Source organism: Rhodosalinus halophilus (genome assembly GCF_003298775.1).
Lineage (GTDB): Bacteria > Pseudomonadota > Alphaproteobacteria > Rhodobacterales > Rhodobacteraceae > Rhodosalinus > Rhodosalinus halophilus.
On sequence record NZ_QNTQ01000004.1, the window covers coordinates 140,000 to 164,024 of the forward strand.

The 24,025-nt window shown below is 70.1% G+C and carries 24 protein-coding genes; 7 read left to right on the forward strand and 17 right to left on the reverse strand.

Going from position 1 to position 24,025, the window contains the following annotated elements:
• Positions 1-114: 114 nt before the first annotated feature.
• Positions 115-897, reverse strand: a complete 783-nt coding sequence (locus DRV85_RS04245; RefSeq protein ID WP_113288199.1) for an SDR family NAD(P)-dependent oxidoreductase — start codon at positions 895-897, stop codon at positions 115-117.
• 119 nt (positions 898-1,016) lie between these two features.
• On the opposite strand from DRV85_RS04245, the gene DRV85_RS04250 reads away from it, so the two are divergent.
• Positions 1,017-2,051, forward strand: a complete 1,035-nt coding sequence (locus DRV85_RS04250) for a zinc-binding dehydrogenase (RefSeq protein ID WP_158540100.1) — start codon at positions 1,017-1,019, stop codon at positions 2,049-2,051.
• An 85-nt stretch (positions 2,052-2,136) separates the two neighbouring features.
• On the opposite strand, the gene DRV85_RS04255 is transcribed toward DRV85_RS04250, so the two are convergent.
• Positions 2,137-3,321, reverse strand: a complete 1,185-nt coding sequence (locus DRV85_RS04255; RefSeq protein WP_113288201.1) for an acetyl-CoA C-acyltransferase — start codon at positions 3,319-3,321, stop codon at positions 2,137-2,139.
• Between the two features lie 13 nt (positions 3,322-3,334).
• Positions 3,335-5,446: a 3-hydroxyacyl-CoA dehydrogenase NAD-binding domain-containing protein gene (locus tag DRV85_RS04260; protein WP_113288202.1), complete on the reverse strand. Its 2,112-nt coding sequence runs from the start codon at positions 5,444-5,446 to the stop codon at positions 3,335-3,337.
• A 307-nt stretch (positions 5,447-5,753) separates the two neighbouring features.
• Between DRV85_RS04260 and DRV85_RS04265 the strand changes: the two genes are divergently transcribed.
• Complete coding sequence (locus DRV85_RS04265) at positions 5,754-7,025, forward strand: acyl-CoA dehydrogenase family protein (protein WP_113288203.1); 1,272 nt, start codon at positions 5,754-5,756, stop codon at positions 7,023-7,025.
• 60 nt (positions 7,026-7,085) lie between these two features.
• On the opposite strand, the gene DRV85_RS04270 is transcribed toward DRV85_RS04265, so the two are convergent.
• The 3 genes from DRV85_RS04270 to DRV85_RS04280 form a co-directional block, all read right to left on the reverse strand.
• Positions 7,086-7,760 (reverse strand): GntR family transcriptional regulator, encoded by a 675-nt coding sequence (locus tag DRV85_RS04270; protein ID WP_113288204.1) that lies wholly within the window; start codon positions 7,758-7,760, stop codon positions 7,086-7,088.
• Positions 7,753-8,472, reverse strand: coding sequence for a GntR family transcriptional regulator (locus DRV85_RS04275; RefSeq protein WP_158540101.1), 720 nt, complete (start codon positions 8,470-8,472; stop codon positions 7,753-7,755). Before DRV85_RS04275 ends, DRV85_RS04270 begins: the two co-directional genes overlap by 8 nt.
• A gap of 63 nt (positions 8,473-8,535) precedes the next feature.
• Positions 8,536-9,027, reverse strand: coding sequence for a DUF3237 domain-containing protein (locus tag DRV85_RS04280; RefSeq protein ID WP_199525807.1), 492 nt, complete (start codon positions 9,025-9,027; stop codon positions 8,536-8,538).
• Positions 9,028-9,148: 121 nt separating this feature from the next.
• Here DRV85_RS04280 and DRV85_RS04285 point away from each other — a divergent pair, with 121 nt between their 5' ends.
• Entirely contained in the window at positions 9,149-9,889 is a 741-nt protein-coding gene (locus DRV85_RS04285; RefSeq protein ID WP_113288207.1) for an SDR family oxidoreductase, read from the forward strand.
• A gap of 31 nt (positions 9,890-9,920) precedes the next feature.
• Here DRV85_RS04285 and DRV85_RS04290 read toward each other — a convergent pair whose 3' ends face one another.
• The 4 genes from DRV85_RS04290 to DRV85_RS04305 form a co-directional block, all read right to left on the reverse strand.
• Positions 9,921-10,688: an acetoacetate decarboxylase family protein gene (locus DRV85_RS04290; protein WP_158540102.1), complete on the reverse strand. Its 768-nt coding sequence runs from the start codon at positions 10,686-10,688 to the stop codon at positions 9,921-9,923.
• Between the two features lie 281 nt (positions 10,689-10,969).
• On the reverse strand, positions 10,970-11,461 hold the full coding sequence (locus tag DRV85_RS04295; RefSeq protein ID WP_420820906.1) for a MarR family winged helix-turn-helix transcriptional regulator: 492 nt from the start codon (positions 11,459-11,461) through the stop codon (positions 10,970-10,972).
• Between the two features lie 97 nt (positions 11,462-11,558).
• Entirely contained in the window at positions 11,559-11,822 is a 264-nt protein-coding gene (locus DRV85_RS04300; RefSeq protein ID WP_113288210.1) for a succinate dehydrogenase assembly factor 2, read from the reverse strand.
• Positions 11,822-12,229 carry a helix-turn-helix domain-containing protein gene (locus DRV85_RS04305; RefSeq protein ID WP_113288211.1) on the reverse strand — a complete coding sequence of 136 codons (408 nt, stop codon included), beginning with the start codon at positions 12,227-12,229 and terminating at the stop codon, positions 11,822-11,824. The genes DRV85_RS04300 and DRV85_RS04305 overlap by 1 nt, the downstream gene beginning before the upstream one ends.
• A 94-nt stretch (positions 12,230-12,323) precedes the next feature.
• Here DRV85_RS04305 and DRV85_RS04310 point away from each other — a divergent pair, with 94 nt between their 5' ends.
• The gene (locus DRV85_RS04310) at positions 12,324-13,526 is read left to right on the forward strand and encodes a pyridoxal phosphate-dependent aminotransferase (RefSeq protein WP_113288212.1); all 1,203 of its coding nucleotides are present in this window, start codon (positions 12,324-12,326) and stop codon (positions 13,524-13,526) included.
• A complete protein-coding gene (locus DRV85_RS04315; protein ID WP_113288362.1) occupies positions 13,523-13,927 on the forward strand; it encodes a hypothetical protein in 405 nt (134 codons plus the stop codon). The genes DRV85_RS04310 and DRV85_RS04315 overlap by 4 nt, the downstream gene beginning before the upstream one ends.
• Here DRV85_RS04315 and DRV85_RS04320 read toward each other — a convergent pair.
• The 4 genes from DRV85_RS04320 to ppk2 form a co-directional block, all read right to left on the reverse strand.
• On the reverse strand, positions 13,924-15,294 hold the full coding sequence (locus DRV85_RS04320) for an MATE family efflux transporter (protein ID WP_113288363.1): 1,371 nt from the start codon (positions 15,292-15,294) through the stop codon (positions 13,924-13,926). The genes DRV85_RS04315 and DRV85_RS04320 overlap by 4 nt on opposite strands.
• 227 nt (positions 15,295-15,521) lie before the next feature.
• Positions 15,522-16,421 carry a nickel/cobalt transporter gene (locus tag DRV85_RS04325; RefSeq protein WP_113288213.1) on the reverse strand — a complete coding sequence of 300 codons (900 nt, stop codon included), beginning with the start codon at positions 16,419-16,421 and terminating at the stop codon, positions 15,522-15,524.
• Complete coding sequence (locus tag DRV85_RS04330; RefSeq protein ID WP_113288364.1) at positions 16,403-17,035, reverse strand: DUF1007 family protein; 633 nt, start codon at positions 17,033-17,035, stop codon at positions 16,403-16,405. Before DRV85_RS04330 ends, DRV85_RS04325 begins: the two co-directional genes overlap by 19 nt.
• Positions 17,036-17,106: 71 nt before the next feature.
• Positions 17,107-18,036, reverse strand: a complete 930-nt coding sequence (gene ppk2, locus DRV85_RS04335; protein WP_113288214.1) for a polyphosphate kinase 2 — start codon at positions 18,034-18,036, stop codon at positions 17,107-17,109.
• A gap of 158 nt (positions 18,037-18,194) precedes the next feature.
• Between ppk2 and parE the strand changes: the two genes are divergently transcribed.
• Positions 18,195-20,153, forward strand: a complete 1,959-nt coding sequence (gene parE, locus DRV85_RS04340) for a DNA topoisomerase IV subunit B (protein WP_113288215.1) — start codon at positions 18,195-18,197, stop codon at positions 20,151-20,153.
• 93 nt (positions 20,154-20,246) lie between these two features.
• Here the strand turns inward: parE and DRV85_RS04345 are convergent, their stop codons facing one another.
• The 3 genes from DRV85_RS04345 to DRV85_RS04355 form a co-directional block, all read right to left on the reverse strand.
• Positions 20,247-21,707, reverse strand: a complete 1,461-nt coding sequence (locus DRV85_RS04345; protein ID WP_158540103.1) for an MbnB/TglH/ChrH family RiPP precursor modification enzyme — start codon at positions 21,705-21,707, stop codon at positions 20,247-20,249.
• Positions 21,700-22,137: a hypothetical protein gene (locus DRV85_RS04350; RefSeq protein ID WP_113288217.1), complete on the reverse strand. Its 438-nt coding sequence runs from the start codon at positions 22,135-22,137 to the stop codon at positions 21,700-21,702. The genes DRV85_RS04345 and DRV85_RS04350 overlap by 8 nt, the downstream gene beginning before the upstream one ends.
• A gap of 165 nt (positions 22,138-22,302) precedes the next feature.
• Positions 22,303-22,746 carry a DUF411 domain-containing protein gene (locus DRV85_RS04355; RefSeq protein WP_113288218.1) on the reverse strand — a complete coding sequence of 148 codons (444 nt, stop codon included), beginning with the start codon at positions 22,744-22,746 and terminating at the stop codon, positions 22,303-22,305.
• Positions 22,747-22,961: 215 nt separating this feature from the next.
• Between DRV85_RS04355 and DRV85_RS04360 the strand changes: the two genes are divergently transcribed.
• Positions 22,962-23,951, forward strand: coding sequence for a TAXI family TRAP transporter solute-binding subunit (locus tag DRV85_RS04360; protein ID WP_113288219.1), 990 nt, complete (start codon positions 22,962-22,964; stop codon positions 23,949-23,951).
• The last annotated feature ends 74 nt before the right edge of the window (positions 23,952-24,025 follow it).

Here is a 24,025-nt window from a genome sequence, read left to right on the forward strand (position 1 = left end):
TCGGGCACGGGGACGCCCAGGGCGCCCCTGACCCGGCCGTCTCGCCACTCCTTGCACAGGGCCGGTACCGGGCGCCCCGCCGCTTCGACGGGGCGCGGCAGCGAATGGGCGCGCCTACTGGCGCGCCGTCGTGCCGCCGTCGATCGTCAGGATCGTGCCGTTGCAGTAGCTGGCCTCGTCGGAGGCGAGGTAGAGGCAGCCGTAGGCCATCTCTTCCGGCGTGCCGGGCCGCTTCATCGGCGTGATGCTCTCGGCCACCGCCTCGTCGTCGAAGAGGGGCAGGAAATCGGCCACCATGCGCGTGGCGATGAACCCCGGCGCGATGGCGTTGGCGCGTATGTTGTCCTTGGCGTAGGCGACGCAGAGCGACCGGGTCAGATTGATCATCCCCCCCTTCGCCGCGGTGTAGGTATGCGCCGCCGGCAGACCCTGATAGCCCGAGATCGAGGTCACGTTGACGATCGCGCCGCCGCCCTTCTCCTGCATGTGCGGGATGGCCAGGCGGCACATGTAGAAGCCGCTGTCGAGGTTGATCGCCAGCACCTCGCGCCATTTCTCGGGCGTGGTGTTCGCGGTGTCGGCCATGCTGCCCTCGCTCTCGGCGACGTGGTTGTAGCCCACGCCGGCCGAGTTCACGAGCACGTCAACCCGGCCGAAGGCCTGCATCGCGCCGTCGAAGGCCTTCTGCGCCCCCTCCGGCGTCGAAAGGTCCGCAGCCACCACAGCCCCCTCGCCGCCCGCGTCGGTCACCGCCTTCAGCGCCTCGTCGAGATTGGCCTGCGTGCGCGACACGCCGACGACCTTCGCGCCTTCCTTCGCGAAGATCTCCATGCAGGCGCGGCCCACGCCGGTGCCTGCGCCGGTGATCAGCGCCACCTTGTCCTGAAGCCGTCCCATCGTCTCCTCCCTCTGGTCTTTCGGGCCGCCTCTCCCCAGGCGGTCGGCAACATCATTGCCGAGTCGTGCATTTTTGTCATACAAAATATTTGCGCGATTTTGTCTGGGAGGAGATGGCGATGAAGGCGGCGGTATTCGAGGGGCTGGGCAAGCCCCTCGCGATCAGGGAGGTGGCCGAGCCCGAACTCGCGCCCGGCGAGGTTTTGCTGAAGGTTGAGAACTGCGGCATCTGCGGCTCCGACCTGCACGCAACGGAGGACGGTGTCTTTCTACAGGCCGAAGGCACGGTGCTGGGACACGAGTTCGCCGGCATCGTCGCGGCGTCGGCCGACCCGGCGGTGCCCGAGGGGCTGCGCGCGACGGCGGTGCCGGTGAACGCCTGCGAGGCTTGCCGCGACCTCGGCACCTGCAGGGACGGGCTCGGCATCCTCTGCCCCAGCAACCGGATCACCGGCCTCGCCCTCGACGTGCCCGGCGCCTACGCCGAGTACGTCAAGGTCGGCGCGAAGCAGGTGGTGCCGCTGCCCGACGGCGTGAGCTTCGAACAGGGCGCGATGGTCGAGCCGCTCGCCGTCGGCCTGCATGCGGTCGAAAAGGCGCAGATCCCGATGGGCGGCCGGGTGCTGGTGATCGGCGCGGGGCCGATCGGCCTGTCGGTCGCCGCCTTCGCGCGGCTCGCGGGCGCGGGGCGCATCGTGGTCTCCGAACGCGCAGAGGCGCGCCGGGCCGCGGCGTCGGATTTTGGCGCGACGGATGTGCTCGACCCCGGCGCGGTCGAGGATGTGGGCGCCGCCTTCTCCGCGGCCACGGGCGGGCCGCCCGACGTGATCTTCGACTGCGTGGGCGTCCCGGGCATGATCCAGAGCTGCATCGACCTGTCGCGCCCGAAAGGGACCATCGTCGTGGTCGGAGTCTGCATGAAGCCGGACGAGGTGATCCCGATCGCCGCGATCCTGAAGGAGCTGAAGCTGCAGTTCGTCCTGGGCTACGTGGAAAGCGACTTCGCCCGCGTGCTCGACTATCTCGGGCAGGGGCGGATCAAGGCCGACGGGATGGTGACCGACCGGGTGTCGCTGTCCGAGTTGCCGGAAGCCTTCGAGGCGCTGCGGCGTCCCGACCGCCAGATCAAGGTGATGATCCGGCCGGGCGGATAGCGCCTTGCTGCGGGATCCGGGGCGAAAGGGGCTGGATCCGCTCCCCTTTCGCGCCATGGCGTGACGCGCGCCGGATCGCCCGCGCCTAGCAGACCTCGAAGAGACCTGCCGCGCCCATGCCGCCGCCCACGCACATGGTCACCACGACGTGGCGCGCGCCGCGGCGCCTGCCCTCGATCAGCGCGTGGCCCACAAGGCGCGATCCGGTCATGCCATAGGGGTGCCCGATCGAGATGCCGCCGCCGTTCACGTTGTAGATCGCGGGGTCGATGCCCAGCTTGTCGCGGCAGTAGAGCGCCTGCACCGCGAAGGCCTCGTTGAGTTCCCAGAGGTCGATGTCGGAGACCTTGAGCCCGTGCCGCTCCAGAAGACGGGGCACGGCATAGACGGGTCCGATCCCCATTTCCTCGGGCGCGAGGCCCGCGACCGCCATGCCGCGATAGACGCCCAGCGGCTCCAGCCCGCGCCGCTCTGCCTCGCGCCGCTCCATCAGCACGCAGGCCGAGGCGCCGTCGGAGAGCTGGCTGGCGTTGCCCGCGGTCACGGTGCCCCCCTCCAGCACGGGCTTCAGCCCGCCCAGCGTCTCGAGCGTGGTCTCGGGGCGGTTGCCCTCGTCGCGGGCAAGCGTCACCTGCCGCTCGTGCACTTCGCCGGTCTCGCGGTCCTTGACCAGCATGGTGGTCTCGAAGGGCACGATCTCGGCGTCGAAGAGCCCGGCCTCCTGCGCAGCCGCCGTACGCTGCTGCGAAGAGAGCGCATATTCATCCTGCGCCTCGCGGCTCACGCCGTAGCGCTCGGCCACCACCTCGGCGGTCTTGAGCATAGGCATGTAGGCGTGTTTGGCTTGCGCGATCACGTTGGGATCGGCCTCTTCCGCGGCCCAGGCGAAATACCTGTCCTGCACGGCAGAGATGTTCTCCTGCCCGCCCGCGGCGTTCACGGTCTGCCCGTCCACCATGATCTGCTTGGCCGCCGTGGCGATGGCCATGAGGCCGGAGGCGCACTGCCGGTCCATGGTCTGCGCGGCGACGCCGGCGGGCAGCCCGGCGGCGAAACCCGCGTTGCGCGCGATGTTCATGCCGGCGGTGCCCGCGGCGAGCACCGTGCCCATCACCACGTCCTCGACCTCGGCCGGGTCGACGCCCGCCCGCGCGACGGCGTGGCGCAGGACGTGGCCGGCGAGCGTGGGCGACTTCGTGGCATTCAGGCTGCCGCGATAGGCCCGGCCGATGCCTGTGCGGGCGGTGCTGACGATGACGGCCTCTCTCATGGTGTTCTCCCTTTCAGTCCTGCGGGCGCCAGTCCGACAGCCGCGCGTCGCGGCGCGCGAGCTCGCGCAGAAGCGGCGCCACATCCCAATAGCCCCGGTCGTTGCCGAGCGTGGCGGCATAGTGGTCGAGCCGCGCGACGATCTCGGGCAGCCCGATTTCGTCGGCCATGAAGACCGGGCCGCCCCGCCACGCCGGGAAACCGTAGCCTTGCGTCCAGACCACGTCGATGTCGCCGGGGCGGTAGGCGATGCCCTCCTCGAGAATGCGCGCCGCCTCGTTTACCATAGGGTAGAGCAGCCGCTCGAAGACCTCCTGCCCGGGGATCGCCTCGCGCCGGGCGACGCCGTGCTTCTCGGCAAGCTCCGCCGCCAGCCCCGCGGTCTCCTCGGACGGGACGGGCCTGCGCCCTTCGTAGGCGTAGTAGCCCGCGCCCGTCTTCTGCCCGTGGCGGCCCGCCTCGAACAGCGCGCGGCAGAGCGCGCGATAGGCCGGGTCCTGCGGCCCCTCGCCGCTTTCGACCCATTCGATCACGGTCCGCGCGCCGACGTCCACGCCCGCCATGTCGAGCATCCGCGACGGCCCCATCGCCATGCCGATCCAGGCCGGATCTTCCGCCACGCCGTCGATCTGCGCCGGCGTCGCGCCCTCGAGCTGCATCGCCTCGGACTCGCGCATGTAGACCTCAGCCATGCGGTTGCCGATGAAGCCGTAGCAGACGCCGCTCACGACCGGCACCTTTCCGATCCGCCTGGCGAGGCTCATGACGGTCGCCAGCACCTCGGGCTCGGTCAGCCGGCCACGCACCACCTCCAGAAGCTTCATGATGTGCGCGGGGCTGAAGAAATGGGTGCCCAGAACGTCGCCCGGCCGGCCCGTCGCCTCGGCGATGCGGTCCACGTCGAGCGTGGAGGTGTTGGTCGCGATGATCGCACCGGGCTTCATCGCCTCGCCCAGTTTCGCAGCCACGTCGAGCTTCAGGCTCATGTCCTCGAAAACCGCCTCGATCACCATGTCGGCTTCCGAGAGCGCGCCCATGTCGGTGGCGCCCGACATCCGCGCGAGCTGCGCCTCGGCCTCGTCCTCGGTCATCCGGCCGCGCTGCACGCTGGTCTCCAGCGTGCGGCGGATGTGGCCGCGCCCGCGCTCGAGCGCCTCGGTGTCCGACTCGATCAGCGTCACCGGGAAGCCGGCCCGCGCGAAGGTGAGCGCGATGCCCGCCCCCATCGTGCCGACCCCGACGATGCCCAGGCTGCGCACCTCGCGGCGCTCAAGATCCGGAGGCAGCCCGGGGATCTTCGCCGCCGCGCGCTCGGCGAAGAAGATGTGGCGCAGCGCGCGCGAGGCCGGCGTGTGCAGCAGGCGCGCGAAATGATCCGCCTCGACCCGCTCTCCGGCGTCGAAGGGCTTTTCCGCAGCCGCGGCGAGGCAGTCCGCCGCGGCGGTCAGGGCGGGCAGATGCGGCTTGGCGGCGGCCTCTTCGCGGGCCGCGGCGAGCACCGCGGTGTCGTCCTCGCCCGCCGGCACCGTCAGATCCCGCGTGCGCCGCACCGGGCGGCTGGCCCCGGCACGGGCGGCCGCGCGCGCCGCGCCGGCGGGATCGTCGTCGAGCGTGTCGACGATGCCGGCGTCGAGCGCGGCCTGCGCGTCCACGGGCTTGCCCGTCGAGATCATCCGCCAGGCCGTGGCGAGCCCGGCCAGCCGCGGCAGCCGCTGGGTGCCAAGCGAGCCGGGGATCAGGCCCAGCGTGATCTCGGGCAGCCCCAGCCGCGTCGCGGGATGGGCGACCCGGATATGCGCGGCCATCGCCAGCTCCAGCCCCGCGCCCAGCACCGTGCCGAAGAGCGCGGCGGCGACGGGCCGGTCCTGATCCTCGATCCGCCGCAGCACCGCGTTGAAGGGCGCGGCGGAAAAGCCGGGCTGCGAGAAGCTGGCGATGTCGCCACCGGCGACGAAGGTCCGGCCTGCGCATTCGATCACCAGCGCCTCGAGATCACCGGCCGCCTCGAAGACGTCGAGCGCGGCGTCGAGATCCCGCGTCACCTCGGGCGAGATCGCGTTGACCGGCGGATTGTCGATGCGGAGCACGCCGAGCGTGCCCTCGCGGATCAATGTGGCCTTCGTCATGCAAGCCTCCTGTCGTCGTCGCGCGATGCATGGAGAACGCGGAAGGGATGCGACCCGCCCTTGTCGGATCGCGCCCGTCGAGCGTCGCCCCTGCTCAGGCCGCCCCGGACCAGACGGGCGCGCAGCGGGGCTGTGTCGGCTGGACACTGTCCTGACGTCACGGGATCCTCTTTCGCGTTCTGTCCGACCTGCACCGCGGGCCCCGGACAGTCAATCGAAATCGTCCTACATTCTTGCCAAGCACGGGGCCGCCCCCTAGCATCCGGCAGAGGTTGGCGATATGCGCCCCGGTAACAAGGAGGCCTCGATGATCCCAGAGAAGTCCCCCCGCGTCGAGGAGCTGGAAGCCCGCCTCGAGGCCTTCATGGAAGAGCACATCTATCCCAACGAGGCCCGCTTCTACCGCGAGTCAGAGGAGATCGGCCCCTGGGGCGTCCAGCCCGTGGTCGAGGAACTCAAGCCGCTGGCGAAGAAGGCGGGGCTGTGGAATCTGTTTCTGCCGGAGTCGGATCTGGGCGCCGGTCTCACGAACCTCGAATACGCCCCGCTCTGCGAGATCATGGGGCGGTCGCATCTCGCGCCCGAGGTCTTCAACTGTTCCGCGCCGGATACCGGCAACATGGAGGTGCTCGTCCGCTACGGCACCGAGGCGCAGAAGAAGGCTTGGCTCGAGCCTCTGCTCGCAGGCGAGATCCGCTCGTCCTTCGCGATGACGGAGCCGGACGTGGCGTCCTCCGACGCGAAGAACATCTCGAGCTCGATCGTGCGCGACGGCGACGACTACGTGATCAACGGCAGGAAGTGGTACACGACCGGCGCGACCGATCCGCGCTGCAAGATCCTGATCTTCATGGGCAAGACCGACCCGGACGCCGAACCCTACAGGCAGCAGTCGATGATCCTGGTCCCCAAGGACACGCCAGGGGTGAAGGTAATACGGGCGCTCCCGGTCTTCGGCTTCTACGGGGTGCCCGACCGCTCGGCCGAGGTGCATTTCGAAAACGTGCGCGTGCCGGCGTCCAACATGCTGCTTGGCGAGGGACGCGGCTTCGAGATCGCGCAGGGGCGGCTCGGGCCGGGGCGCATCCACCATTGTATGCGGCTCATCGGGCTCGCCGAACGGACGCTCGCGAAGATGTGTCTGCGAACGTCGGAGCGCGAGACCTTCGGCAAGCCGGTCTCGGAACGCAGCGTGACGCGCGAGCGCGTGGCCGAGGCGCGCATCATGATCGAGCAGGCCCGCCTGCTGACCCTGCGCACGGCGCACAAGATGGATACCGTCGGCAACAAGGAAGCCCGCGCCGAGATCGCCATGATCAAGATCGCCGTGCCGAACATGGCCTGTCAGGTCACCGACTGGGCGATCCAGGCCTTCGGCGGCGGCGGCACCTCGAACGATTTCGGCCTCGCCTCGGCCTACGCCACCGCGCGGCTGCTGCGTCTCGCGGACGGGCCGGACGAGGTGCACCGCGACCAGCTCGCGCGGATGGAGATGAAGCGCCAGCGTGCCGCCAACGACGCGGGCGGGGTGCGCAACTGGGGCGCTGCGACGTCGGCGCGGGCGCTGGGGCCGGAGTGACCTGCGAGGAGGCCCGTCAGGGCCGAGGAGCGTCTTGTCCGTTGCGCCCCGGTCGCGCGATCACCCGTCCCGCGCGAAGGGGAAGGGCGTGACGAAGACCTCGTCGAGCCGCTCGATCAGGCTGCGGACATGGGCGCGCGCGGCGCGCTCGGCGCCCTCCTCGTCGCCCGCGAGCACCGCCGCGCCGATCCGGCGATAGGCTTCGGCCCGGCGCTCGGGGTCGATCACGAGCCGGTTGCGCACGAGATGGACCTGCAGGTTCGACAGGATACGCTCGAGCTCTGCGTTCTCGGCGATCCGCGTCATCGCGCGGTAGAAGCGGCTGCGCAGCCGGGCGAATTCCAGCGGTGCGGGCGCGTGCTGCGGCGTGGTCAGCGGGGCCAGCGCCGCCTCGAAGCTGTCGCGGGCGCCCGGCGAGTCGATCTTCGCCGCGGCCTGCCGGGCCGCCAGCCCGACGATGACCTCGGTGATCAGGAGCATGTTCAGCGCCTCCTGCCGGGAGGGCTGCTTGATCCGCGCGCCGCGCTGATGCTGGGCCTCGACGATTCCCTGCGCCGCGAGCCGGTTGACCGCCTCGCGCACCGTGCCGCGGCTCACGCCGTAGTGTTCCGCGAGGTTCGGCTCCACCAGCCGCTGTCCGGCGACGTAGCGGCCCTCGTAGAGACCGCGGACGATGTCGCGCACGATCGCTTCCGACGAGCTGCCGGAGGACGGGCGCGCGCTGGTCTCAGGCAACGCTGCGCTCCCGGTCGCCGCGCAGGAAGGCCGTCTCCGGCAGGCGCGACAGGGTCATCCGGGTCCGCCGGATGTGCAGCTTGGTCATGCGCTCGGCCCGCGTGGCGTCGCCCGACAGGATCGCCGCGGTGATACGCTCGTATTCGCGGAACTGGCGGGCGCGATCCTCGGACGAGACGCGCTGCTGGAACTGCAGGCGCAGCAGGTGGATCTGCATGAGCGGCATCGCGCGCTTGAGCTCTTCGTTGCCGCCGGCGCGCAGCAGTACGTCGTAGTAGCGCCGCCGCGCCTCCATGAAGTCCACGCTGTCGCCCTGGTCGCGGAAGGCCATCAGCGCCTCGTGCGCGCGCTCGAACTCCTCGCGGCAGGTGCCGTGCCGGATCGCGTAGGTGGCGAGCTTCGCGGTGAGCCCGGTGATGACCTCGAGCACCGTGAGCATGTCGATGACCTCCTTGCGGGTCAGCGCACGCACATAGGCGCCCCGGTTCTGGTTCAGCGTGATCACGCCCTCGGCGGCGAGCCGCTTGAGCGCCTCGCGCACGGGGCCGCGGCTGACATTGAGCGAGTGGGTCAGATCGGCCTCGACGAGCCTCTGACCGGGCACCAGCCATCCCGACCGGATGCCGGACAGGATGGCGTCCACCACCACATCGGGCGAGCTCTTGGCGCGCCGCCGATCGCCGGCGTCTTCGATACTGCGGTTCTCCGTCACCTGGCTTCCGTTCCTGTGCACCGTCCTGCGCGATCGACCCGCTCTGACGCAGCCGCGGTGCGGTTACAACACCTCGTAGACATGATAGCGCGGCCCCTCGGCCAGACGTTCCCCCACGCCGATCGCGAGCAGCCGGTTGAGCCACAGGTAGTCCGGATGCGCGGTCTCGAAACGCGGTTGGATGCGGAAATAATAGTCGGACGGATCGACGGCGTCACCCGCTGCGAGCCGCGCCATGACCGCGTCGGGGCCGTGCCGCATGCCCGTGTAGGCGACATTCACCAGCGCGCCGCCGTCGAGGCGCAGGGTCAGCCGGACGTCAAGCAGCAGCACACCGTCGGCGCGCGTCACCGCCCAGTCGCCGCCGAAGGGCAGGATTTCGCCGGACAGGCGCTCGCCCGAGACGGATCCGCCGGCCACGGGCACGATCTTGCGGTCGCCTTCGGGGGTGTGACCGAGGCGTTGCGGCGGGTCGAGCCATGCCGTGAGAACGGCCAGCGGCCGCACCCGCAGTGGCAGCATTCCCGGCGGGGCTGCGATCGCACCCTCCTGCATTCGCCTAACCTCCCATGGCTTCGAGAATAGCAAACACTCCTGCCAAAATGAATGACAATATTGACAGACAATATTGCAGTCATCACGGTCCGAACGGGAGCAGAGCAAGGGAGGGCGCGGCATGTCCATCCTCATCACCGGCGGAACCAAGGGGATCGGGCTGGAGGTCGCGCGCGGCTTCGCGACACCGGGCAAGCCGGTCTTCCTCAACTATCACGGCGACGATGCGGCGGCCGAGGCGGCGCGCGACGAACTCGCGGGAACGGGCGCCGAGGTAACGCTGATCAAGGCCGACGCCGGCACGCCGGACGGTTGCGCCGAGATCGCGCAGGCGGTGCGCGCGCGCACGGACAGGCTGGAGCAGGTCGTGCATTGTGCGGTCGATGCCTATGCGACGCCCGCGCTGGAGGCCGAGCCGCACCGCTTCGCGCGCGCGGCGCTCACCAACGGCGCGTCGATCCTGTTTCTCGTGCAGGCGGTGCTCGATCTGATGGATCGGGGCAGCACGGTCTTCTTCCTCACCAGCCGCGGCGGGCGCATCGTGGTCGAGAACTACGCCGCCATCGGCGCGGGCAAGGCGATGGCCGAATGTCTCGTGCGCTATCTGGCCACCGAACTCGCGCCGCGGGGTATCCGCATCAACTGCATCGCGCCCTCGATCGTCGAGACGGATGCGGTGCGCGCGCTCTTCGGCGAGAAGGTGCCCGCGCTCATGCAGCATTCGGCGGAGGCCAACCCGTCCGGCCGTGCCGTCCAGCCCCGGGACTACACCGCGCTCATGCGCTTTCTCGCCTCGCCCGAGGCGGAATACGTCACCGGGCAGATCGTCTTCGTCAACGGCGGCGCCAATCTGAGCGCCTGACCGTGGCTGCGCTCGACCGGCGGCGCAAGGCTCAGGCGAGGTAATCGTGCACCACGCGGCCTGGCCCGTGCTCGAAATCCACGCGCGCGAAGCTCGCCCCGGTGAGCCGCTCGGGCCTCAGCAGGTAGAGCGGATCGGACGCGCTCATCGCCGGAAAGCTCAGCGAGGGGCGGCCCGTGAAGAGCATCGGCGTCCCGTCGGCCCCGCGGCAGATGCGGGCGTGCCCGTCGATACGGACGAGTTGCGCCAGCACCGGCGTCGCGCCGTCGGCATCCGGCACGAGCTTGAGCAGCAGCGTGGGCAGGCCCGGCGCCTCGGGCTCGGGGAGCGGCGCGTCGATGGTCATCCCGAGCTGCATGAGCGTCTGCTGCGCGGGCCGCTCGACAGTGGCGCGCATGCCCTCTGTATGAAAGCCGCCCGTCTCGCCCCAGCTGCGCGTCATGCGCGCCATCTTCTTCGGCGCGCCCCAGAGTTCGCGCCCGGCCGCGAAGGCACTGTCGTTGTCCACATAGGCCATGAGAAGGAAGCGATAGTCCTCGCCTGCATGGCGCACCGTGGCGGTGACATAGGCCTCGTGGTAGGGTCCGTGGACCGAGAACGGCGTCCAGCGGAACTTGGCCTGACACGCCACGGGGTCGCCGGAGGGGACGACCCCCTCGGGCAGGAAGGGCGCCACACGCTCCGCCCGGGCCTCGAAGCCCACGACCATGTCCTCGACCTCGCGGTAGACATGCGGGAACGGCGGATAGAGGCGGCCCTCGGTCCAGGGCAGTCCGGCCTGATCGAATCCGAAGGTCACGCCGCTCCTCCCGCTCCTCACCGGCTTCCGCGCAAGAATGCCTCGCGCGGCCCGCACGCACGGGGTAGCCGCTCTGCGGCGCAGTTTCGCACCATCGGCGCGTCCGCCGTCAATCCCAAGCATGCGCGCGCGGGAGCGGGCAGCGCAGATGACGCATCAGCCGAGTTCCCGCTCCCTGCGGGACAGCCTGCCCGAGCCCCGCCGCCAGCCATGCGCCAAGGCGCTGCGCGACGCGAGCGCGGACTGTCGCCACCTCGCCGGACCCCGGCGGCGCGGGGGCGCTAGTAAATGTATCTGATCTGATCGCTCCAGAAACGCTCCATCCGCCGCAGGGCGGTCGTGATGTCGTCCAGCGCAGCGGCCTCTAGCACGCCCTTGGCGCGCAACCCGTCCGCGTGCCTGGCGAAGAGCGCGGCCACCGTCCGCCGGATCTCCTGCCCCTTGGGCGTGAGGCGCACGCGGACCGAGCGGCGGTCGATCTGGCAGCGCTGATGGTGCATGTAGCCGGCCTCGACGAGCTTCTTGAGATTGTAGCTGACGTTCGAGCCCTGGTAGTAGCCGCGGCTCTTCAGCTCGCCGGCCGTCACCTCGTTGTCGCCGATGTTGAACAGCAGCAGCGCCTGCACCGCGTTCACCTCCAGCACGCCGAGGCGCTCGAACTCGTCCTTGATCAGGTCGAGCAGCAGACGGTGCAGCCGCTCGACCAGCGCCAGCGTGTCCAGATAGCCCGCCATGAAGGCGCGGTCGGGTTCCGCCGGGAGGGGCGTGGTCATGTTCATCTTCGTCGCTCTCCGCCTCGGTGACGCGAAGACGGTGACGAGAAATGCCGAAGAAGCCGTTAAATCCCGCCCATAACGGCTAAAATGCCGCCTATTCCGCGGCCGGCAGAACGGCGCGGATATCCGCGACCATGGCCTCGTGACGGGACGGCGGCGCCGCCTGTCCCGAAACCCAGGCGTAGAGATCCTGATCGCTTTCTTCCAGAAGCGCCTCGTAGCGGTCGAGCGCGGCCTCCTCCATCGCCTCGTGGCGCGCGCCGAAATAGCGCATCAGGATGATGTCCATCTCCTTGGTCCCGCGGCGCATCGAACGGATCTTCAGCCGCCTGAGCCGGGTCTCGCGATCCTCCGCCATCACTGGCCGCCTTCCCTGAGCTGGAGACGCAGCTGCTTTTCCAGCCGGGCGAGGCGGTCGGACGCCGCCTTGAGATCGCCGCGCAGCTCGCGCATCGAGGCGAGGAGCCGGCCCATTTCCGGCGGCACCTCGGAGACGTCGTCAGGCCCTTCGAGCCCGTCGCCCTCGCCGGTGAGCAACCACATGATCGACACGTTGAGGATGCCGGCCATCATCGACAGCTTGTTGGCACGCGGCTCGCTCAAGTCGTCTTCCCAGCCCCGCAGGGTCGAGAGCTTGACGCCGAGCCGCCGGGCGAGTTGCGCCTGCGTCATCCCGGCGCGCTCGCGCGCGGCGGCGACACGGTCGCCGAAGGTGGCCGCGTCGGGGCCGTACCAGTCCACGGGGCCCTGCGTATCCTCGGTCATCGGTCTGTCTCTCCCTTCCGCGGCCCAAGCCGCTTGATCATCGCTCGCACGCCAGCCTAAGACATGGGCCACCCGGCTTCAAATCGGTGCGCCCATGATCCCGCTCTCCGAGACCCTCGCCCGCGTCCGGCCCTCACCCACCGTCGCGGCGACGCAGCGCGCGCGGGAGCTCGCGGTGGAGGGGCGCGACGTGATCTCGCTGAGCGCCGGCGAGCCGGACTTTGACACGCCGCGGCACGTCAAGGACGCGGCGATTGCGGCACTCGAAGCCGGAAAAACGAAATACACCGCGCCCGACGGCATCCCCGAGCTGAAGGCCGCCGTCGCAGCGAAGTTCCGCCGCGAGAACGGGCTCGACTACGCGCCTTCCGAGATCACCGTGGGCACCGGGGGCAAGCAGGTGCTCTACAACGCGCTGATGGCGACGCTGAACCCCGGCGACGAGGTGGTGATCCCCGCGCCCTACTGGGTCAGCTACCCCGACATCGTGCGGCTGGCCGGCGCCGAGCCGGTCATCGTCGAGACCTCGCTGGAGGCGGGGTTCAAGCTGACGCCCGCGGCGCTGGAGCGCGCGATCACGCCGCGCACCCGCTGGTTCCTGTTCAACTCGCCCTCAAACCCTTCCGGCGCGGGGTATTCCCGCGCGGAGCTCGCGGCGCTGACGGACGTCCTGATGCGCCACCCGCAGGTGCTGGTGCTGTCGGACGACATCTACGAGCATATCGCCTACGACGGATTCCAGTTCGTCACGCCGGCGCAGGTCGAGCCCGGCCTGCGCGACCGCACGCTCACGATGAACGGCGTCTCCAAGGCCTATGCGATGACCGGCTGGCGGATCGGCTACGCGGGCGGCCCGGAGGAGCTCATCGCGGCGATGCGGAAAATCCAGTCGCAAAGCACCACCTGCCCCTGCTCGCTGTCGCAATGGGCCGCCGTGGCTGCGCTCGAGGGGCCGCAGGATTTCATCGACGAGGCGGGCGCGGCCTTCCGCCGGCGGCGCGACCTGGTGGTGGAACGGCTCGACGCCATCGCCGGGATCGACTGCCCCGTGCCCGAGGGCGCGTTCTACGTCTATCCCTCGATCGCCGCGCTGATCGGCCGCACCACCGCGGGCGGGCGGCGGATCGCGTGCGACGAGGACTTCACCGACGCGCTGCTCGAGGAACAGGGCGTCGCCGCCGTCTTCGGTGCCGCCTTCGGCCTGTCGCCGCATTTCCGGGTGAGCTTCGCCACCTCGGACGCCGAGCTGGAAGAGGCCTGCGCGCGGATCGCGGCCTTCGTGGAGGGGCTGCGCTGATGGCGGAGCTGCCCGAGCACTACTTTCGCGTCCGCGAGAACGGGGCGCAGGTGTTCCGGGTGGATACCGGCAACCGCCACCGCCGGATCGAGATGGAGCCCATCGCGGTGGTCAACATCCGCAACGGCGAGATCAAGCCGCAGGGCGGCCGCACGCTGGACGAGGCGGACATGCAGGCGATCCGCGACTGGATGGCCGAGCGCAAGGCCGTGCTGGCGGCGCGCGACATCGACGACATCTTCCGCGCCATAGACCACCTGAACCTCACCGCCCAATGGGCGCAGAGCCGCGCCACCGACGCGCAGCTCGAAGAGGTCACCGACGCCCTGCTGCTGGCGATGCACGATCTGCGCACGGTCCTCGTCCGCAAGAAGTCCGAGCGGCTCGCGGAGAAGGACTAGGTCTGCGGCGCGGCCGGCGCCTCGCCGGCGCGCAGCCGCGGCACCGACCGGCCCCAGAAGCGCGCGGTCATCAGGACGCCCGCGCAGGCCAGCCCGAGCGTTAGCCCGAGCCAGACGCCGGCGCCGCCCCAGTCCAGCACGAAGCCCAGCACCAGCGCGGCGGGAATGCCCACGCCCCAGTAGCTGACCGCGGCCATGATCATCGGCACGGTGGTATCGCGCACACCGCGCAACAGGCCCAGCGCCATGACCTGCGCCGCGTCCACGAGTTGAAAGAGCGCCGCGATCGCCAGCAGCAGCGCGCCCAGCGCCATGATCTCCGCCCGCGCCGGCTCGGCCGGGTCGAGGAAGAGCGCATAGAGCGGCCCCGGCGCGGTCAGGAAGAGCACGACCGTGAGCGCAACGGCAATCCCGCTCAGCGCGAGCGCGGCGCGCGCGCCGCGTGCCAGATGCTCGGCGTCGCGCAAGCCGTAGGCGTTGCCGGCGCGGATGGTCGCCGCGTTCGACAGGCCCACGTGCACCATGAAGGTCGCCGAGGAGATCTGCAGCGCGATGCCATGCGCGGCGAGCGGGATCGTCCCCAGCCAGCCCATCATCACCGAGGAAAAGGAGAAGAGCGCCACCTCGGCCAGATTGGTGATCCCGATGGCGGCCCCCATGCGGGCGACCTGCCGGAACACCTCCCAGTCGGGCCGCCAGAGCCGGGCGAAGAGCCGGTGCTCGGGCAGCACGGCGACCGCGTAGGCCGCCGAGAAGACGAGCGAGAGCGCATTGGTCGAGACCGAGGCGACGGCCGCGCCCCTGAGCCCCAGTTCAGGCGCCCCCCAGTTGCCGAAGATCAGCGCGTAGTTGAAGGCCGCGTTCGCCACCGCCGCGGCCACGGTGATCCACAGCACGACCTGCGTGCGCCCGAGCGCCGCGAGATAGGACTTGAGCACCATCACGAGCAGTGCGGGCAGGATCCCCGGCCCCGCGATGCGCAGATAGTCCTGCGCCTCGGCCGAGAGCTCCGGCGCCTGGCCCATGAGGCGCAGGAGCGGCGCCGAGAACCAGAAGAGCGGCAGCGAGGCCAGCGCGAAGAGCACCGACAGCCACAGCCCCATGCGCGTGACCCGCCGGACCGCCGTCTCGTCCGCCTCGGCGTCGGCCGAGGCCACCAGCGGCATGACCGCCCAGGCGATGCCCGCGCCCATGATCCACAGCGTGAACCAGATCGCCGTGGCCAGCGTCAGCGCCGCCAGCCCGGCCACCGAGTGCCAGCCCATCATCACCGTGTCGGTGAGATGGATGGCGAACTGCGCCAGATGCCCGCCGACCAGCGGCAGCCCCAGCACAAGCACGGCGCGGATGTGTGCGGGATATGTCATGCGGGGGGCGACCATGCCCGCGCTCTACGCCCGCCCCTGCGGCCCCGCAAGGCCCGGCCCTGCGTGACGAGGCCCGCCAGGACTGCAGGCCCCTGCTGCCCCCGGCGCCGACCGCCGTCGCGGCAGGTCGTCGGACCGTCGGCGCCGGGGCGGCGCATGCTTTCAATGGTCCCCAAATACCCATTGCCCCGACATACCAGGCCGCGCAGACGCCGGGGCGGTTGCGTTCAGATCAATCGCAGCGCCATCTGCCAGGACAGCGCCGCGATCAGGGCCCCTGCGCTCACTTCCAGCAGCGGCAGCGCGCGCGCCAGCGTGCGGCTTTCCGAGAGCTGCGCGAGCGCCCCCTCGCGCGCGGTGACCGAGACGAGCGCGACGGCCACGGTCACGCTCGCCGTGCCCAGCGCCATCGCGGCGACGCCGGCAATCCCCTGCCAGACGAGATCCATCCGCCAGGTGAGCACCAAAAGGAACAGCGCGCCCGTGCAGGGCCGCAGCGCGACGGCGCCGATCAGCGCGGCGGCGTCGCGCCAGCCCGTCACGCGGGCGGCCTCCTCCGGCGTCGGGCCGTGACTGTGCCCGCAGCAGGCGTCATGGTCGTGCGTGTGGCCGGAAGCCAGAGCCGGGGCGGGCCGCCTCCGCCAGAGTTTCCGCGCGCCCCGCAGCACGAGCCAGGCGCCGATCGCCCCCACCGCGGCATAGGAGAGCGGCGCGAGCCAGGCCTCGGCCGCGTCCGTCAGCTGCACGCGCGTCAGCCCGAAGGCCCAGACGCCGCCGTAGACCAGCGCCACCGCACTCGCCCCCTGCGCGAGGCTCGAGGCCACCGCCAGCCCCGACAGCCGCAGCGCGGGCACCCGCGTGCCCGCGCCGTATCCCCCGATGAGCAGTTTCCCGTGCCCGGGCCCTGCCGCGTGGAAAAAGCCATAGGCGAAGCAGACCCCCCAGAGCGCAGCCAGCGCACCGGGCTCGCCCGCGCGCAGGCTGCGCAGCGCCCCCGCCATCGCCTGTTGCGCGGCCTGCTGGCCCTCGGCCGCGCGGCGCGCCACGTCCTCGGCGCCGCCCAGAAGCCAGAGCCAGGCCGCGAGCGCCGCGACCACGGCGAGACCGATCAGGAGGAGGGTCCGCATGCGATCCGCGCCTTGTCGGCGTAGAGGTGTCCCACCTCCATCACCTCGAAGGTCATCTCGTCCACTTCGCCCACCATTTCCTGAACCTTGCGCCCGGCGGCCTCGACATCGGCCGGCTCGATCGGCGCGCGGCACCGGTCGGGCAACTGAACGTCCTTGAGCGTGTAGGCGACGAAGAAGGTGGGATCGTAGGTTTCGATCACCGTGCCCTCGGCCGGAAAGGGCGCGACCTCGCGCCTGTGGCTCGCCACGATCCTCGCGTTCTTCACCGCGATGCCGGTGGCCTCGGGAAGGCCGATCTCGGCCGTGCGCCCGCCGTTCTTCAGATAGACGTCGCCCTCGAAATCCTCCGGCCAGATCTCGAGGTCGAAGCCGCGCAGTTCGGCGAGTTCGGCTTCGGTCAGCTTAGCGTCCCCATCGGGGTCGAGGCCCCGATCCTCGAGGATCAGAAGCGTCGAGAAGTCGTCATAGGTCCAGGTGACCTCGATCGCCGTGATCCGCCCCTCGCCGTCGATCTCGAGACGCAGGTCGGTATCGACGAACATGTGCGGATGGGTCGCGCCCGCCAGAGGCGCGAGCGTCAGGGCGACCACGGTCAGGGCACGACGGAACATGCGCGGGAAGGTATTCGCGGCGCGGCGCCGCGACAAGCCGTGGCCTGCCCGCCGTCGGCGGGCTCCCGCCGTCACGCGCGCCGCGCCTCGGGATGGAGCGCCCGGCCGAGGATGTGCTCGGCGCGGTGGATGACCTGATCCGCGCGGCCGACGATCAGCGGATCGGGCGCGCGCACGATGCGCGCATCCTTTCCCGGATAGTCGAGCGAGGCGAGGAAATGACGCATCGCGTTGAGCCGCGCGCGCTTCTTGTCGTCGGACTTCACCACCGTCCAGGGCGCGTCGGCGGTGTCGGTGTAGAAGAACATCGCCTCCTTCGCCTCGGTGTAATCGTCCCACTTGTCGAGGCTCGCCTTGTCGATCGGCGAGAGCTTCCACCGCTTGAGCGGATCGGTCGCGCGCGCCTCGAAGCGGCGGCGCTGCTCCTCGCGCGTGACGGAGAACCAGTATTTGTAGAGCCGGATGCCGGAGCGCACGAGCATCCGCTCGAGCTCGGGCGTCTGGCGCATGAACTCGAGATAATCGTGCGGCTCGCAGAAGCCCATGACGCGCTCGACGCCCGCGCGGTTGTACCAGGAGCGATCGTAGAACACCATTTCGCCCACGGTCGGCAGCTCCTGCACGTAGCGCTGGAAATACCACTGGCCCTTCTCTTCCCAGGTGGGCTTGTTCAGCGCGACGACCCGCGCCTGCCGCGGATTGAGATGCTCGGTGAAGCGCTTGATCGTCCCGCCCTTGCCGGCCGCATCGCGCCCCTCGAAGAGCAGCACGAACTTCTGCTCCGTCTCCTGCGCCCAGAGCTGGACTTTCAGAAGCTCGGCTTGCAGCTTCGCCTTCTGCCGCTCGTAGCTGCGCCGCGACATGCGGTCGGCGTAAGGGTACTCACCGGTTTCGAAAGCGTGGCGCACCGCGTCCGGTGTGGGTTTCGGCACCGCCGCCGAGGAAGGCGTGGCGGGCGCCTCGGCGAGCGGGGCGGAAAGAGCGATCGACTCGTCGGACATCGGATGAACTCCCTGGGTGCAAATTACAATCATTTTAACCCATTTGCCGCAGCGGCGCCTTGAGGCAGGTCAAGCGCCCGCGCACCGCTTTCCCCGGTTCGAGCGCTCTGCCATACTGCGGCGCAATCCGAGCAGACCCAACAAGGGCAGGACAGGCGATGGCCGACGATCTTCTGAGCGGCGCCGGCGGCGGCGATTACGACGCTTCCTCCATCGAGGTGCTGGAGGGGCTGGAGCCGGTGCGCAAGCGCCCCGGCATGTACATCGGCGGCACCGACGAGCGCGCCCTGCACCATCTGGTGGCCGAGGTGCTCGACAACGCGATGGACGAGGCGGTGGCGGGCCACGCCAACCGCATCGAGCTGGAACTCCACGCGGACGGCGCCGCGACGATCCGCGACAACGGGCGCGGCATCCCGGTGGACCGGCACCCGAAGTTCCCCGGGAAATCGGCGCTGGAGGTGATCCTCTGCACCCTGCACGCGGGCGGCAAGTTCTCGGGCAAGGCCTATCAGACCAGCGGCGGCCTGCACGGCGTGGGCGCCTCGGTGGTCAACGCGCTCTCGGACTCGATGGTCGTGCAGGTGGCGCGCAACAAGGTGCTTTACGAACAGCGCTTCGCCCGCGGCAAGCCGCTGGGCCCGGTCGAGGAGGTGGGCGCCGCCCCCAACCGGCGCGGCACCACCGTCACCTTCCACCCCGATGCCGAGATCTTCGGCAGCCAGCAGCTCAAGCCCGCGCGGCTCTTCAAGCTCGCGCGGTCCAAGGCCTATCTCTTCTCCGGCGTCGAGATTCGCTGGAAGTCCGCCGTGGACGACGGCGAGACCCCGGCCGAGGCCAGTTTTCACTTCCCCGGCGGGCTGGCCGATTACCTCGCCGAACGGCTCGGAGGCGCCACCACCTACGCCGAGCGTCCCTTCGCCGGCACGGTGGATTTCCAGAGCCGGTTCAACACGCCGGGCAAGGTGGAATGGGCGATCAACTGGACGCCCGCCCGGGACGGCTTCACCCAGTCCTACTGCAACACCGTGCCCACGCCCGAGGGCGGCACGCACGAACAGGGCTTCTGGGCGGCGATCCTGAAGGGCATCCGCGCCTACGGCGAGCTCGCAGGCAACAAGAAAGCCCAGCAGATCACCCGCGAGGATCTGACGGGCGGGGGCTGCGCGCTGGTCTCCTGCTTCATCCGCGAGCCGGAGTTCGTGGGTCAGACCAAGGACCGGCTCGCCACGGCAGAGGCGGCGAAACTGGTCGAAAGCGCGGTGCGCGACCATTTCGACAACTGGCTCGCCGCGGACACGAAGAGCGCGGGCGCGATCCTCGACTTCCTCGTGCTGCGCGCCGAGGAGCGGCTGCGCCGCAAGCAGGAGAAGGAGACGGCGCGCAAGTCCGCGACCCGCAAGCTGCGCCTGCCCGGCAAGCTTGTGGACTGCACCGTAGCGGCCCGCGAAGGCACCGAGATCTTCATCGTGGAGGGCGACAGCGCGGGCGGCTCGGCCAAGGCCGCGCGCGACCGGCGCACGCAGGCGCTTCTGCCGCTCCGGGGCAAGATCCTGAACGTGCTCGGCGCGGCCTCCTCCAAGCTGGGCCAGAACGCCGAGATCAACGACCTCTCCCAGGCGCTGGGCGTGGGCCTGGGCACGAAGTTCCGCCTCGACGACCTGCGCTACGAGAAGGTCATCATCATGACCGACGCGGACGTGGACGGCGCGCATATCGCGGCGCTGCTGATGACCTTCTTCTTCACGCAGATGCGGCCGCTGATCGACGGCGGGCACCTCTACCTCGCCTGCCCCCCGCTCTACCGGCTCACGCAGGGGGCGAAACGGGTCTATGCGCTGGACGAGGCCGAGCGCGAGGACTGGATGCGCAAGGGCCTGGGCGGCAAGGGCAAGATCGAGGTCAGCCGCTTCAAGGGCCTGGGCGAGATGGACGCCAAGGACCTGAAGGAAACCACGATGGACCCCGCCTCCCGCCGGCTGATCCGCGTGACCATCGACGAGGACGAGCCGGGCGAGACCGGCGACCTGGTCGAGCGGCTGATGGGCAAGAAGCCGGAACTGCGGTTCCAGTACATCTCGGAGAATGCGCGGTTCGTGGAGGAGCTGGACGTGTGATGCCGCGTAGGGTGCGTGCTCAGCACGCACCCTACATCAGCGTGAAGCGCAGGTCGGCCGCGGCGTCCTCTTCGCGCGGCACGATTCCCAGCATCACGCCCTCGGCGCGAAAGACGCGGCGCTCGCCGCGAAGTCCTGCACGGTGAAGCCGTCGGGCAGGATCTCGATGTCCCACGGCGGGCCGTCCGGGCAGCGGGGCAGGCGGTTGGCCGCCAGCGCCTCGAAGACCGGCGCGGGATCGCCCGGAAAGCGCACGACCCGCGCCTCTCCGTGGCGCAGGATGGCGAGAAACGCACTGTCATAGTCGAGCAGCGCCAAGGCAAGCGCGTCGTCTTCGCCCTCCGACCGCAGCCAGTCCGCGAAGGACGCCGCCTCCAGCGGCGCATAGAGCCGTGGCGGTCGGTCGGTGAAGAAGCGCTCGAGGCGCGCGGTCATCCCGGCGCCGTCGCGCAGCAGAAGATAGCGGATGGTCCGGGGAAGCGTCCGCACCAGCATCGAGCCGCGGAAGCTCCGCGCGAGTGCGGCGTAGAGATGAAGCGCCGGGGCGTCCTCCGCCCAGCCGTGCCGCTCGGGCCGGTCCTGCCAGACCGCGTCGGTCAGCCCCTCCTCCCATGCCTCGGGGGCGGTCGGGGGCACCTCTGGATGCCGGGCTGCGGAGCATATCGGCGGCGCGTCTGAACGCGCGCGCCCCGCGCCCTCCCAGAGATCGCGCAGGCTGTCCACGATCCGGTCGAATTCGCCGGGCGCCAGATCGTCCAGAAAGCTGTCGTAGATCTCGAAGTTCAGCGCCCCGAGATCGGGAAGGCTGCCGAGGATTTCGGCCGCGCGGTCGGCCAGCGCCGCCGGCATCGGACCCGAATGCGAATCGAGCCAGAAGCCGTCCCGCGCCTCGCCGCCGGCCAGATGCACTTCCCAGACCCGATCGAGCGGCACCCGCGCGAGCACCTCGTCCATCGGCACGCGACCGTTGACCTCGTTGCACCACAGATTGTGCAGATCGAGCAGCAGGCCGCAGTCTGCCTCCTCCGCCACCGCCGCGAGAAAGTCGCCGTCGTGCATCTCGAAGGGTTTGCGGCGCAGATACGCCACGCCGGTCTCCACGGCCACCGGCCGGCCCACGCCTTCGGCGAAGGCGCGTATGTTGGCGGCGGCCTGCGCCACGCCCGCCTCGGTCTGCACGGGCGGCAGGAGAAAGCCCGCGGCACGGTGCGGGGTGCCCGCGACACTGAGATGTTCGCTGACCCAGGGACTGCCGAGCCGCTCGGCCGTGGCGCGGATAAGGCGCATCTGCGCCGGTTCGGGCGCGCGCGTGCCGCCCAGCGGCATCCCCACCGAGTGCACGAGCTTCGCCCCCGGCAGCGCCGCGATCATCTCGATCCCCGGCGTGAACTCGAAGAACGGGCCGGCGAAGGGGTCGTCGGCGATCCAGAGGGTCTGCGGCTCGACCTCGAGAAGGTCGAGAGCATCCGGCCGGCGCTCCAGAAAGGGCCGGAGCGCCGGGGCAAAGACCATGCCCACCCCAAGACGGGGCGGGCGGAACGAGGCGTCAGCCAAAGGTGGCGACCTCCTCGCGGAGGTCGAGCCGCTCGTCCATCACGAGAATGCGCTCCATCTCGAAGAACATGTCGCAGCCGGTCGCGCAGGCCGGATGCCCCGAGAGTTCGGCGATCCTGTCGATGAGGTCATGGACGGCCTCGATCTCTGCGACGGCTTCGGGCCTGACGCCCACCCGCACCGCGCGCGGCGCCTGCTCGGCCACCGCGAGACGCGCGACAGGCCCGAGGCGCGCCGTCTCCTTGAATTTCTCCGACAGAACGAGATGGCGCTGAAGCTCGAACCGGATGTCGTGACCCGAGCAGCAGGCCGGACAACCGAGCCGGTCGAGCACGCTGCCCACGGCCTTCTTGAGGCTGCCGATGTCGGCGGCGACGGAGGCTGGCAGCGACACGCGGACAGCCTTGGCGGCAACGGAATCATCTTTCATGACAAGTCTCCTCGAAGAGGCGGAAATTGCCCCTGCGGAAACTCTATCAAAGGTTGTGATTCACGAAAGCCGCACCCGACAAGGGTGAGCGGGAATCAGCCGACGCGCGGCGGCCGCGCCGCCTGACGCAGGGTTCGGCACAAACCTCAACCGGCCTGCGCGCCCTCAATCGTAGCGCGAGAAGACCTCGGTGCTGCCGTCGGGGCGGACGAGGTGGACCTCGTAGGGCTCGCTCCTCTGGCCGAAGTCCATGCCCGGCGAGCCGAGCGGCATGTCCGGCACCGCGAGCCCCACCGCCTCGGGCCGCTCCTTCAGAAGGCGCCGGATGTCGGCAGCGGGCACATGCCCCTCGATCACGTAGCCCTCGACCTGGGCGGTGTGGCACGAGACCATCCCGGGCGGGATCCCGAGGTCCATCTTGAGGCGCACGAGCGCGCCGCCGAACATGTTCTCGCCGCGAGGTTCGAAACCGTGCTCTTCCAGATGCTCCATCCAGGCCACGCAGCAGCCGCAGCCGCTCGTCTTGGCCACCTCGATCTGGGTGGCGCCCGCGAGCGCCGGCGCGGCCGCGACGGCCACGGCGCACATCAGTCGGAAGCTTCCCGTCATCTGCGTCGTTCCCCGGTGTTGCCTGCGTCCCTTTCTGATTGCGCATTCCAGCGGGTGGAAGGTCAAGAGCGGCGTCCCGCGACGCCACGGCAGGTGCCGCGGGCCGCACGGCCGCGGTCGCACGGCGCGCAGAAAGCTTGCCTTTCACGCGCCGGGGCGCAACCTTCTGCGAACCGCGCGCTCCCGGGCGCGCCTCAATCTGAGAGGAGGACAACATGAACAAGGCGACCATGACAGGCGCCCTAGCGGCAATGGCGCTCGCCGCAGCGCCGGCCGCGGCACAGGACTACGACCGCACAGGTTGGCCCGAGAGCTTCACCGTCGGCACCGCGAGCCAGGGCGGCACCTATTTCGCCTATGGTTCGGGCTGGGCGAACCTGGTGGCCGAGGAACTGGGCCTTTCGGGGGGCGGCGAAGTCACCGGCGGGCCGATGCAGAACATGGCGCTGGTGCACACGGGCGACGCGGCCTTCGGCATGACGACGATGGGTCCGGCGGCCGAGTCGCTGCAGGGCACGAATCCGATCGCGCCGGGGCTCGAGATGACCAACGCCTGCGCGATGTTCCCGATGTATCAGACGCCCTTCTCGATCACGGCGCTGGCGGACTCGGGCATCGAGTCGATCTCCGACATCCCCGACGGCGCGCGCATCGGCTTCGGGCCTGCGGGCTCGACCTCGGACACCTACTTTCCGCGCATGATGGAGACGCTGGGCGTCGAATTCGACCGGCGCAACGGCGGCTGGTCCGACCTGGGCGGTCAGTTGCAGGACGGCCTGCTCGACGTGATCGCCTTCGCGGCCGGCGTGCCGGTGCCTGCGGTCAGCCAGCTCGAGGTGCAGACCGACATCAACATCGTCGAGTTCACCGAGGAGGAGCAGCAGACCATCCTCGAGGCCTTCCCGGTGTCCGAGTTCGAGATCGCGGCCGACACCTACACCACGCTGGAAGAGCCCGCGCGTTCGGTCAGCATGTGGAACTTCGCCATCGCCAACTGCGACCTGCCCGAGAGCTTCGTCCACGCGGTGACGGACGTGGTGATGTCGGACAACGAGCGCATGGTGAACATCCACCGCGCGGCGCGTTCGACGGTGCCGGAGAACTGGGACAAGAACCAGGTTCTGCCGTGGCACCCGGGCGCCGCGCGCTGGTTCCGCGAGAACGCTGGCGCCGACATTCCCGACGACATGGTGCACGGCGGCTGAGCCGCTGATCCCGGCGGGGCGCGCACGCGCGCTCCGCCACTGTCGCCTCGGAAGACAGGCCCGCCCGGCGCGAC